The following is a 12,701-nucleotide window of genomic DNA, read 5'->3' as shown; positions in this document are numbered from 1 at the left end:
CTCTGTAAAAACAGAGCGTTTTATTGATATAATTGAATACAAATATTAAGCTTTTCCTGCAGCAATCAAATTCAATGCAGAGCCAGCTACAAACCAGCCAATCTGACCTTCGTTGTAAGTATGATTTGCCAAAATAATATCTTTTGTACCATCAGCATGAACAAATTCAAGAGTTAATGGTTTTCCAGGAGCAAATTCTGTTAAATCTAAGAAGTTAATTGTATCATCCTCTTGTATCTTGTCATAATCTGCTTCGTTTGCAAACGTCAATCCTAAAAGGCCTTGTTTTTTAAGGTTAGTTTCGTGAATACGAGCAAATGATTTCACCAATACCGCTTTAACTCCTAAGAAACGAGGCTCCATAGCAGCATGCTCACGAGAAGAACCTTCTCCGTAATTATGATCTCCAACTACGATAGATGGAACTCCAGCAGCTTTGTACGCACGAGCTACCGCAGGAACAGCATCATATTGTCCCGTTAATTGATTTTTTACAGAGTTTGTTTTTTGATTATATGCATTCACAGCACCAATCAACATATTATTAGAAATATTATCTAAATGTCCACGGAAACGCAACCATGGGCCAGCCATAGAAATATGATCGGTCGTACATTTTCCGAATGCTTTGATTAACAATTTGGCACCTGTAATATTCTTACCATCCCAAGCATCAAAAGGAGCCAATAATTGCAAACGTTCTGAAGTCGGATTAACAACCACTTGAACATTTGATCCATCTTCAGCCGGAGCTTGGAATCCTGGGTCTTCAGCATAGAAACCTTTAGCAGGAAGTTCATCTCCTGTTGGCTCTTCAAGCATTACCTCTTCACCATCTTCGTTAATTAATTTATCCGTTAATGGGTTAAACCCTAAATCACCTGCAATAGCTAAAGCAGTCACCAATTCAGGAGAACCTACAAAGGCTAAAGTATTGGGGTTACCGTCCGCACGTTTTGAGAAGTTACGGTTGAAAGAGTGCACAATAGTATTTCTTTCTTCTTTCTCTGCCCCTTCTCTATCCCACATACCAATACATGGTCCGCAAGCATTTGCAAATACTGTAGCGTTGATTTTATTAAAAGTATCAATAAATCCGTCTCTTTCAATTGTAGAACGCACTACTTCAGAACCTGGCGTAATAGTAAATTTCGCTTTTGTTTTTAAATTTTTAGCAGCAACCTGTTTTGCTAAAGAAGCAGCACGAGAAATATCCTCGTATGATGAGTTTGTACAAGAACCTATCAGACCATACTGAACTTGTAACGGCCAATTATTTTTGATTGCTTCTTCTTTCATTTTAGAAATCGGAGTAGCCAAATCTGGCGTAAAAGGACCATTTAAGTGCGGTTCTAATGTAGATAAATTGATTTCAATTACTTGATCAAAATATTGCTCTGGATTAGCATATACTTCTGGATCTCCTGTTAAATAAGAAGCTATTTTATCTGCAGCATCTGCAACATCTGATCTATTTGTAGAACGTAGGTAACGGCTCATTGAATCATCATAGCCAAAAGTTGAAGTTGTAGCTCCAATTTCAGCCCCCATGTTACAAATAGTTCCTTTACCCGTGCAAGACATTGCTTTCGCACCTTCTCCAAAATATTCTACAATTGCTCCAGTACCTCCCTTTACAGTAAGAATACCAGCAACTTTAAGAATAACATCTTTTGGAGCTGTCCAGCCAGATAATTTACCTGTTAATTTAACTCCAATTAGTTTAGGAAATTTAAGTTCCCAAGCCATTCCAGACATAACATCTACAGCATCTGCTCCACCAACACCAATAGCGACCATTCCTAATCCTCCTGCATTTACAGTGTGAGAATCGGTACCAATCATCATTCCGCCTGGGAAAGCATAATTTTCAAGTACTACTTGGTGAATAATTCCAGCTCCTGGTTTCCAGAAACCGATTCCGTATTTATTAGAAACTGACGATAAGAAATCAAAAACCTCATTACTTTGAGTTTTTGCTCTTGCCAAATCGGTTGCAGCATCAACTTTTGCCTGAATCAAGTGGTCACAGTGAACTGTTGTAGGCACTGCCACTTTAGATTTACCCGCATGCATAAACTGCAGTAAAGCCATTTGTGCTGTTGCATCTTGACAAGCAACACGGTCTGGTGCAAAGTCAACATAATCAATTCCTCTTCCAAACGCCTTAGTCGGATTTCCATCCCAAAGGTGATTGTATAAAATTTTCTCTGTTAAAGTAAGTGGACGACCAACAATCTCACGAGCTTTATCAACTCGCGCTGGCATGTTTTCGTACACCTTTTTAATCATTTCGATATCAAAAGCCATAGATTTTTTTGTTTTATTATTCTTTTTTGAACATGACAAGTTACAAAAAATAGAACAATTATTACTAAAAAAGCCCGAGTTTTACGACTCGGGCTTTTAAAATATTCTAAAATAATGTCTAGATTACATAACTAACTGTTTGTTAGATGGAGCAAACTTCGTTAAGTTAATACCATCTACTGCAGCAGTGTACTCTTCCATTGTTGGAGTTCTACCTAAAATTGTAGAAAGAACAACAACTGGTGTAGAAGAAAGCAATGATTCTCCTTTTTTACCGTCAGCATCTTCTACAACTCTTCCTTGGAATAAACGTGTAGATGTTGCCATTACTGTATCACCCTTAGCTGCTTTTTCTTGGTTACCCATACAAAGGTTACATCCAGGACGCTCTAAGTACAACATATTTTCATATTCTGTACGCGCTGCCGATTTTGGAGCATTATCGTCAAATTCAAAACCTGAATATCTTTGTAAAACTTCCCAGTCACCTTCAGCTTTCAACTCATCAACAATATTGTAAGTTGGAGGAGCAACTACAAGAGGAGCATTAAATTCTACTTTTCCTTGTTGTGCTTCAACATTTTTCAACATTTGAGCTAAAATTTTCATATCTCCTTTGTGAACCATGCAAGAACCAATAAATCCAAGATCTACTTTTTTCTCTCCACCATAGAAAGATAATGGTCTAATAGTATCGTGAGTATAACGTTTAGAAACGTCTTTATTATTAACGTCTGGGTCAGCGATCATTGGCTCAGCAATTTGATCCAAGTCAACTACAACTTCAGCATAATATTTAGCATTTGCATCTGGAGTTAAAGCTGGTTTTTCGCCAGATTTAATTTCTGCAATTCTCTTATCTGCTTTATTGATTAATCCTTGAAGAACTTGTCTTTCGTTGTCCATTCCTTTATCAATCATGATCTGGATTCTGCCTTTAGCAATTTCCAATGATTCGATCAAAGTATCATCTTCAGAAATACAGATAGAAGCTTTTGCTTTCATCTCTGCAGTCCAGTCTGTAAATGTAAACGCTTGGTCAGCTGTAAGAGTTCCGATATGAACCTCGATAATTCTACCTTGGAATACGTTCTCACCATTGAATTTCTTAAGCATTTGAGCTTGTGTAGCGTGAACTACATCACGGAAATCCATGTATTCTTTCATATCTCCAACGAAAGTCACTTTTACAGATTCTGGAATTGGCATAGAAGCTTCTCCAGTAGCAAGAGCAAGAGCAACCGTTCCTGAGTCAGCACCAAAAGCAACACCTTTAGACATTCTTGTATGAGAGTCACCACCAATAATGATAGCCCATTCGTCTACAGTAATATCATTAAGCACTTTGTGGATTACATCTGTCATTGAATGATAAACACCTTTCGGGTCACGAGCCGTGATTAGACCGAAGTTGTTCATAAATTTCATCAATTTAGGAATGTTAGCCTGAGCTTTTTTATCCCAAACAGAAGCTGTATGACAACCAGATTGGTAAGCCCCATCAACAATTGGAGAAATAACTGTAGCTGCCATAGACTCTAACTCTTGAGCAGTCATAAGACCAGTAGTATCCTGAGAACCTACAATGTTTACCTCTACACGAACATCAGATCCAGCGTGCAATACTTTTCCTGGTGCAATACCTACAGCATTTTTATTGAAGATTTTTTCTACTGCAGTTAAACCTTGTCCTTCATTAGAAATTTCTTTAGATGGAGCAAATACTGCAGGAGCTTGAATATCTAAAACTTTAGCCGCAAAAGTTTGAAGCTTTTTACCGAACACAATTGCATACGATCCTCCAGCTCTAATGAACTCTTTCTTTTGAGGAGTAAATGATCTTGAAATATCAATTAATTCTTGATCACCATTATAAAGTTTTTTTGTTTGAGTATTGATAGTCAAAACAGTTCCCGTAGCAACAGAATATGCTTGCTCAAGAATTGGCTCATTATTTTCGTTTAATACAGGTTTTCCGTCTGCATCAAGTTTTTTAACCCAGTTTTTAAGGTCAATTCCGATTCCTCCTGTTACATCTACCGTAGTAAGGAAAATTGGAGAAATACCGTTTGTTCCTCCAACAATTGGAGCAATATTTACGAATGGAACGTATGGACTAGCTTGTTTTCCTGTCCAAAGTGCAACGTTGTTTACACCTGACATACGAGAAGAACCAACTCCCATTGTTCCTTTTTCAGCAATTAACATCACGCTTGCATCTGGATGCTTAGCCTGTAAAGCTTGAATTTCTTCTTGCGCTTGAGGCGTAATCATACATTTTCCGTGAAGCTCACGATCTGAACGTGAGTGAGCCTGGTTTCCTGGAGACAATAAATCCGTAGAGATATCACCTTCTCCAGCGATATAAGTAACAACCTTAATTTCTTCAGCCACTTCTGGAAGTTTCGTGAAGAATTCGGCTTTCGCATAGCTTTCTAGAATTTCTTTAGCAATTGCATTATCATTTTTGAAAGCTTCTTTCAAACGATCTGTGTCTGCATCGTAAAGGAAAACTTGAGTTTTAAGAACATCTGCAGCTTGTTTAGCGATTGCAGCATCGTTTCCTAAAGCTAAATCCAATAACACTTCAATTGAAGGTCCACCCTTCATGTGTGATAATAATTCAAAAGCAAAAACTGGAGTAATTTCTTTAACTACAGATTGACCTAAAATAATTTCTTTTAGGAACTTAGCTTTTTCACCGGCAGCACTTGTAGTACCTGGTAAAGTATTGTAAATAAAAAACTTAAGAGAATCTTCGCGGTATGCGTTATCAACATCTTTAATTTGGGCAATGATTTCGCTTAATAATTCAGCTCCATCGATTGGTTTAGGGTGTAACCCTTGATTTTTTCTTTCTTCAATTTCTTGAAGGTAATCCTGATAAATACTCATAATAAAAGCGGATTTATTTTTTTGAGGCAAATTTAAGCATTAAACCCGATAATTAAAAAAAATATAATAGAACAAGGCTTTTCAAAAATTATTATTGCTAAAAAACGATTTTCACTGCTTGTTTTTGCCAAAAAATCAATTTTGAATTAAAATAATGAATTATTAATATTTAAAAATCTTTTCTTTAACAAAGTCGAAATTCGATGTTATAAAGTAAGTAAGTTTTTACCTCTGTTTTCGCTAAGAATCTTTCTAAATAAAAAATTATAACGTTATAGTTGATCTTTTTGACGTCGTTTGAGCGTAATCAATCGATTTTAAATTCCAGACAAAAACAAAAAATCCCGACAATAAATTATCGGGATTTCGTAAATATTTTTCGCAGTAATTACATTAGTTTTTTAATGATTGCTTCTTCTGTAATTCCTTCTGCATCGGCCTTATAATTTTTAATAATTCTATGACGAAGAATTCCTGTTGCCACCGCCTGAACATCTTCAATATCTGGTGAAAATTTTCCGTTGAAAGCCGCATGTGCTTTTGCAGCCAAAATCAAATTTTGCGAAGCTCTTGGCCCTGCTCCCCAATCTAAATAATTCTTCACAAAATCATTGGTCAAAGAATTGTCTGGACGAGTTTTGCTTACCAGAGTCACTGCATATTCTATAACGTTGTCTGCGACTGGAATTCTGCGTATTAAATGTTGGAAATCAATAATTTCCTGCGCATTAAATAACGGATTAATTTCTGTTTTAACATCAGAAGTTGTTCGCTTCACTACTTGAACTTCTTCTTCAAAAGTTGGATATTCTAATTTAATAGCAAACATAAAACGGTCTAACTGTGCTTCTGGCAAAGGATAAGTTCCTTCCTGCTCAATTGGGTTTTGAGTCGCCAAAACAAAATAAGGCAAATCTAATTTATGATGCTGCCCAGCAATAGTTACCGATCTCTCTTGCATTGCTTCTAACAATGCTGCCTGAGTTTTTGGCGGCGTTCTATTGATCTCATCTGCCAAAATAATATTAGAGAAAATTGGCCCTTTAATGAATTTGAAGTTTCTATTTTCATCCAAAATTTCACTTCCTAAAATATCAGAAGGCATCAAATCTGGCGTAAACTGAATTCTTTTAAAATCTAGCCCTAAAGCCTGAGACAAAGTATTTATCATTAAGGTTTTTGCTAAACCAGGAACTCCAATTAAAAGCGCGTGCCCTCCAGAAAATATACAAAGTAAAATTTGATCTACAACGGCGTCCTGCCCTACAATGATTTTCGCTATTTCTTTTTTTAATTCGTTTCTTTTTTGAACTAAATTGTGAATTGCTGTTACGTCAGACATTTATGAATGTATTTAAAATTAAAAAGAGTTAATTCTATGAAATCATAAAACTAACTCTTTTTATTTATTTATTAAAACTTATTTTTTTAACCAGTTGTTTGCAAAAGTACAGTCTTTATACTCTCCAATGATTTTGATGTAAGTATCTTTAATTTTAGTATCAAACCATTTTGCAATTGCATTGATCTGCTTTTCTTTAAGTGCTAATTCTTTAATTTTAGTATAATCTTTAGCATAATCAGCAGTGTGTTCGTCAATTCTGTTTGTAACTGTAATTAACTTATACGTTTTTTTACCTTTATCGTCTGTGTTTAAAAGTGGTTGAGAAATTTCATCTCCTTTTAAATTTGAAACTTGACTATACAATTGAGGATCCATTTTTGTCAGCTCAAATCGAGTATCTTGTGTTGTTGGATTTACTAATGTTCCTCCGTTTGCTCTAGTTTCTTTTTCATCCGATTCGGTTCTTGCCGCTTCAGCGAAAGTTATTTCTTTATTGATAATTTTATTTCTAATATTGGTAATTCTTTCTTTTGCTTCTTTTAAGGCAGCTTCTGAAACTGTTGGAGCAATCAAAATATGACGAAGCTCAACTTCTTGTCCTTTAATTTTTTCCACCATTATAATATGAAAACCAAAAGTTGTCTCAAATGGTTGCGAAATTTCTCCCGCCTGCAAACTAAACGCAACATCTTTAAACTCTTTCACAAAAGGTGTTTTTCTTGTCATTTTATAATAACCACCGTTTGGTGATGATCCTGGATCCTGAGAGTACAAAACGGCTTTTGTAGCAAAACTAGAACCTTCAAGAACATCTTTTCTTATAGCGTTTAATCTATCGATTACTTTTTGTTTGTCTTCTTTAGAAATTTTAGGCTCCACAACAATTTGTGCTACTTCCATTTCAGCTCCAAAAGTTGGCAATTCGTCTTTTGGGATTTTCTTAAAGAAATTACGAACTTCCTCTGGAGTAATCTCAACATCTTTAATGATTTTATCTCTCATTTCAGAAGCCAATTTCTGCTCCTTTAAGATATCAGCAAAATAGGTTTTAAATTCTTCTACAGAGCTCTTTTTATAGTATTCAACTACTTTATTAATGTCACCTACTTGCTGTGTCATATAGTTAAGACGCTCTTCCATCATACTTCTAACTTCGGCATCACTCACAATAATACTATCTTGAATGGCTTGGTGAGCGTATAATTTGTCTTCTAAAAGTTTACCAAGCATTTGGCATCTTGTAATATCTTTTATAGATCCGCCTTGAGCAGTAATTTCTAAAAATCCTTTATCAATATCAGAATCTAAAACAATATAATCTCCTACTGTCGCAATAATTCCATCGATTTTCAATTTTCCGCCAGAAGGAGTTTCAGCTGGTTTTTGAGCAACAACATCCGGAATAACTTCTTGCGCTGTAATTATTGGAGTTAAAAAAAGAAAAAAACAAATTGTTAGTGCAAACCTGAAATCAATTGTTTTTAGCTGTAATTTTTTTAATAACATTATTTTAAATTTTATTTGAATGTAAGTCTATATTAGATGTTCCCTCAGAAATTATTGATGTTGATCATTAACATAAATAATTCAAGTATAGTTCTTTCGTAACTTATAACGAACAAAAATAACAATTCAATTACATAATCCAACTATCCGATATACTATTAACAAAAAATTATAGGATAGTTCTACATCAGCATACAGACATGTACATTTCTATTTTTCTAATTCTATGAAACACAATTTTTTATGATTTGATTTTAAAAATTGATTTTTATTGATCAATACCCCCCTAAATTGTAGTCCCTAGAAAAAGTTCTCAACACTACAACGTTTTCGTGGCAAACATTTTTCTTACAAATTAAAATTAAATCAAAAAAAAATTACTTTAGATGCGTAATTATCATTTTAGGGTATCAAAAAATAGCAATATCTGCTTTTTTAAGCTCAAATTTTGACAATTACAAAACTTACTATTTAACTTAACCACATCTATTATGAAAAAACCTATTTTAAAATTATGCCTTATTACGGCATTTACTGGACTGCTGTATTCGTGTTCACAGAACGAAATGAACGAATCTGACTCAAAAGCTGAGAGTCAGAAATTTAAAATTATTGATGTTACACATCATGACGGAAAACCTTTTAGCACAGGAACTTCCAATTCTTCTTCAACAGGAAAATATGTTGATAATCCAGGTGGAGGTGTTATGATGCAAGCTTTCTACTGGGACGTCCCTTCTGGGGGAACTTGGTGGAATACCGTAAGCAGCAAGGTAACGGCTTGGGGCAATGCCGGAATTGGTTCTATTTGGCTTCCGCCTGCTTCAAAAGCACAAAACGGAGCATTTTCCATGGGATATGATCCAACAGATTACTTTGATTTTGGAGATTACAATCAGAACGGAAGTATCGAAACCAGATTTGGATCAAAAACTGAATTAGTAAATTTAATTACAGCTGCTCACAACGAAAACATCAAAGTTTATGCAGATATCGTTATCAATCATAACAGCGGCGGACAATCTGAAGCAAATCCGTTTACTGGTACAAATACATGGACTAATTTTACTGGAATCGCCTCTGGAAAATTCAAACGAACTTATAATGATTTTTACAAAAACAGCTTCGGAAATAATGACGAAGGTTCCTTTGGTGGATTCCCTGATTTATGCCATGCCGCTCAAAATGTAAAAGACTGGCTGTGGTTAAGAACAGATGGAGTTGGGAAATATTATAAAAACACTATGAAGTTTGACGGCTGGAGATTTGACTATGTAAAAGGATTTGGCCCATGGGTTGTAAATGCTTGGAATGCCAACGTAGGCGGGTTCTCTGTTGGAGAATATTGGGACTCTAACGTAAATACGCTTGAATGGTGGGCTAATAACGCAAACAGTTCTGTTTTTGATTTCGCATGCTACTATAAAATGAACGATGCTTTTGACGGAAACAATCTTGCACTTTTGAATGATGATATGATGTGGAAACGTAATCCGTACAAAGCAGTAACTTTTGTAACCAATCATGATACCGATGAAATCTGGAGCAAAATGTTAGCTTACTCTTATATATTGACTCACGAAGGTTATCCAACCATTTTCTATAGAGATTATGAAGAATGGCTGGACAAAAACAAACTGAATAATCTGATTTGGATTCATAACAATAAAGCAACTGGAACAACTTCTATCTTATATTCTGATAATGACGAATATGTGGCAAGAAGAAACGGGTACAACGGAAATCCAGGATTGGTAGTTTATATCAACAACTCAGATGTTTGGCAAGAAAGATGGATTCAGACGAATTGGGCTAATACTCAAATTAAAGATTTCACAGGAAACTCATCTTGGTATCCGACAACTCAAGCCGATAAATGGGTAAAAATACAATGTCCTCCAAAAGGATATTCAATTTGGTCAATTAATCAGTAATTTAAAATGACTATTTAAGGCTGTTGCAAAACAGCCTTATTTTTTTCTAAAAAAACCTTCTAATAATAAAGACTTCCAAATTTACGAACTGAATATTTTCATAAAGCCGTATTTAATAGTACTTTTGCAACCTATTTATACGAAATATGAGCTTTTTAAAAGAAATACAACGCAGAAGAACATTTGGAATTATCTCGCACCCTGATGCCGGTAAAACAACTTTAACTGAAAAATTACTGTTGTTTGGAGGTGCTATTCAGGAAGCTGGAGCGGTAAAAAATAACAAAATTAAAAAAGGAGCAACGAGTGACTTTATGGAAATCGAGCGTCAGAGAGGTATCTCGGTTTCGACTTCTGTGCTTGCTTTTAATTATAAAGATAAAAAAATCAATATCCTTGATACTCCCGGACACAAGGATTTTGCAGAAGACACCTTTAGAACTTTAACCGCTGTTGATAGTGTAATTGTTGTAATTGACGTTGCAAAAGGGGTTGAGGAGCAAACAGAAAAACTGGTTGCTGTTTGTAGAATGCGTAACATTCCAATGATTGTTTTCATCAATAAATTAGACCGTGAAGGTAAAGATGCTTTCGATCTAATGGATGAGGTTGAACAAAAATTAGGATTGAAAGTAACACCTTTAAGTTTCCCAATCGGAATGGGTTATGATTTCCAAGGAATTTATAATTTATGGGAAGAAAACATTAACCTTTTCAGCGGAGATAGCCGTAAAAATATCGAAGAAACAATTGCTTTTTCTGATGTACAGAACAATCCTGAATTGGATAAAATTGTGGGAGAAAAAGCTGCTAATAAGCTTCGAGAAGAATTAGAATTGATTGACGAGGTTTACCCAAAATTTGAACGCCAAGATTATTTAGATGGAAAAATTCAGCCAGTGTTCTTTGGTTCTGCTTTGAATAACTTTGGAGTTCGCGAACTATTAGACTGTTTCATTACAATTGCTCCTTCTCCAAGAGCAAAAGATTCTGAAACTCGTACAGTTGAACCCACAGAAGAGAAGATGACTGGATTTGTTTTCAAAATCCACGCTAACATGGATCCAAAACACCGTGACCGTTTAGCATTTATCAAAATCGTTTCTGGAACTTTCGAAAGAAATAAACCTTACTACCACGTTCGCCAAAAGAAAAATCTAAAATTTTCTAGTCCAAATGCATTCTTTGCTGAGAAAAAAGAAATTGTAGATATTTCTTATCCTGGTGATATTGTGGGTTTACACGATACTGGAAACTTTAAAATTGGTGATACTTTAACTGAAGGCGAAATCATGAGTTTTAAAGGTATTCCGAGTTTCTCTCCTGAGCATTTTAGATACATCAATAATGCTGATCCAATGAAAGCGAAACAATTGGAAAAAGGAGTTGACCAATTAATGGATGAAGGAGTTGCTCAGTTGTTTACTTTAGAAATGAACAATCGTAAAGTTATCGGAACGGTTGGAGCGCTTCAATATGAGGTTATTCAATATCGTTTAGAGCATGAATATGGAGCTAAATGTACTTACGAAAACTTCCCAGTGCATAAAGCTTGCTGGGTTAAACCTGATGACCCTAAAAATGAGGAATTTAAAGAGTTTAAACGTATTAAACAAAAATTCTTGGCTCATGATAAATACGGACAATTAGTATTCTTAGCTGATTCTGATTTTACTATTCAAATGACGCAAAGTAAATATCCAACCGTGAAATTATACTTTACCTCTGAGTTTGATTAATTTACTTTAAATTAAAAATATAAGAAAGGCTGTCAATTTATTTAGACAGCCTTTTTCATTTACATTCCCCAATATGTAATTTTGATGATTATTTTGTGTAGTTAATTCCTAATCCGCCCGCGATATAAATTTTGTTAAGCTCATCAGAACCAATAATTATATTTTTTATCAAAACGTTATTTTTAGCAGACTGTACATCAAAGGCTATTTCTTTTGACAAATAATAATCATTTGCCGTAATTGTTACCATTAGTGTTTTACTATTCTTCAAAACCTTGGCCGCTATAGAAAATTCACCTGTTTTAGGATTTACTTTCACCGGATTTTGTGCACCGTCAACGGCAAGCATCAAATTAGGATAAATTTCTCTATTAAAAGGTTTGTTTGATTTTGATTCCAACAATTTTCCTTTTATAATTATAGAAATTTCAGCACTTGAAACGTGATTATAATCTACTTTGCCTACTTTATAAGTATTGTTGGGCTTCAGACAGTTTATTTCTGTTTTAACAGGTTCTTTTTCTTGCGCTGAAACATTTGATGCCAATAATACAGATGCAGCAACTGCCGCATATTTCAAAGTATTGATTTTAGAAGTTTCATTGTATTCAAACTGTTCTTCCAACTGTGTTGTTTTCAGCCTTGCACAAATAGATTTATCTTTATTTTCAGTAATGAATTTAGCAACTTCTGAATTCGTTTTCTTGCTCAAATCAATTACATTCTTCATACATGAATTACAAAATGAGCCCTCTGAATTTGGAATCATTTTATCAAAATTTTCAGAACAAGGATTTGCTATTTCTAAGGTGAATTTCTTTTTCATCATGTATCTTTTTAAGTTAAAATCTTTCACATACTATTTACTTATATAGAGTGCGTTTTGCATCGAAAGGTTGGGAAGAATAGAAAAAAAATCAGAATAAAAAAAGCGCTAATATTAAATTAGCGCTTTTTTATAATTTGAATTAA

General features: G+C 34.6%; 7 protein-coding genes. 2 read left to right on the top strand and 5 right to left on the bottom strand.

Features of this window, described 5'->3' with window-relative positions; translation table 11 throughout:
- Positions 1-45: 45 nt before the first annotated feature.
- From BLP44_RS20290 to BLP44_RS20275, 4 genes are all read right to left on the bottom strand, one after another.
- On the bottom strand, positions 46-2,310 hold the full coding sequence (locus BLP44_RS20290) for an aconitate hydratase (RefSeq protein WP_066032581.1): 2,265 nt from the start codon (positions 2,308-2,310) through the stop codon (positions 46-48).
- A 123-nt stretch (positions 2,311-2,433) separates the two neighbouring features.
- Complete coding sequence (locus BLP44_RS20285; protein WP_091135618.1) at positions 2,434-5,205, bottom strand: bifunctional aconitate hydratase 2/2-methylisocitrate dehydratase; 2,772 nt, start codon at positions 5,203-5,205, stop codon at positions 2,434-2,436.
- Between the two features lie 388 nt (positions 5,206-5,593).
- The gene (locus BLP44_RS20280) at positions 5,594-6,547 is read right to left on the bottom strand and encodes an AAA family ATPase (RefSeq protein ID WP_091135614.1); all 954 of its coding nucleotides are present in this window, start codon (positions 6,545-6,547) and stop codon (positions 5,594-5,596) included.
- 78 nt (positions 6,548-6,625) lie between these two features.
- A complete protein-coding gene (locus tag BLP44_RS20275; protein WP_008466908.1) occupies positions 6,626-8,056 on the bottom strand; it encodes a peptidylprolyl isomerase in 1,431 nt (476 codons plus the stop codon).
- A 491-nt stretch (positions 8,057-8,547) separates the two neighbouring features.
- Here BLP44_RS20275 and BLP44_RS20270 point away from each other — a divergent pair, with 491 nt between their 5' ends.
- Entirely contained in the window at positions 8,548-9,990 is a 1,443-nt protein-coding gene (locus BLP44_RS20270) for an alpha-amylase (protein WP_008466909.1), read from the top strand.
- 146 nt (positions 9,991-10,136) lie between these two features.
- Positions 10,137-11,729: a peptide chain release factor 3 gene (locus tag BLP44_RS20265; RefSeq protein WP_091135612.1), complete on the top strand. Its 1,593-nt coding sequence runs from the start codon at positions 10,137-10,139 to the stop codon at positions 11,727-11,729.
- 88 nt (positions 11,730-11,817) lie between these two features.
- On the opposite strand, the gene BLP44_RS20260 is transcribed toward BLP44_RS20265, so the two are convergent.
- Positions 11,818-12,555 carry a hypothetical protein gene (locus tag BLP44_RS20260; protein ID WP_091135608.1) on the bottom strand — a complete coding sequence of 246 codons (738 nt, stop codon included), beginning with the start codon at positions 12,553-12,555 and terminating at the stop codon, positions 11,818-11,820.
- Positions 12,556-12,701: the final 146 nt, after the last annotated feature.

The organism is Flavobacterium anhuiense (genome assembly GCF_900101855.1).
Lineage (GTDB): Bacteria > Bacteroidota > Bacteroidia > Flavobacteriales > Flavobacteriaceae > Flavobacterium > Flavobacterium anhuiense.
This window is presented reverse-complemented; position numbering and strand designations above follow the sequence as displayed.

Excerpts from the sequence above, each read along its gene's own strand:
- BLP44_RS20290 (WP_066032581.1), bottom strand. The coding sequence starts at position 2,310 with ATGGCTTTTGATATCGAAATGATTAAAAAGGTGTACGAAAACATGCCA.
- BLP44_RS20285 (WP_091135618.1), bottom strand. The coding sequence starts at position 5,205 with ATGAGTATTTATCAGGATTACCTTCAAGAAATTGAAGAAAGAAAAAAT.
- BLP44_RS20280 (WP_091135614.1), bottom strand. The coding sequence starts at position 6,547 with ATGTCTGACGTAACAGCAATTCACAATTTAGTTCAAAAAAGAAACGAA.
- BLP44_RS20275 (WP_008466908.1), bottom strand. The coding sequence starts at position 8,056 with ATGTTATTAAAAAAATTACAGCTAAAAACAATTGATTTCAGGTTTGCA.
- BLP44_RS20270 (WP_008466909.1), top strand. The coding sequence starts at position 8,548 with ATGAAAAAACCTATTTTAAAATTATGCCTTATTACGGCATTTACTGGA.
- BLP44_RS20265 (WP_091135612.1), top strand. The coding sequence starts at position 10,137 with ATGAGCTTTTTAAAAGAAATACAACGCAGAAGAACATTTGGAATTATC.
- BLP44_RS20260 (WP_091135608.1), bottom strand. The coding sequence starts at position 12,555 with ATGAAAAAGAAATTCACCTTAGAAATAGCAAATCCTTGTTCTGAAAAT.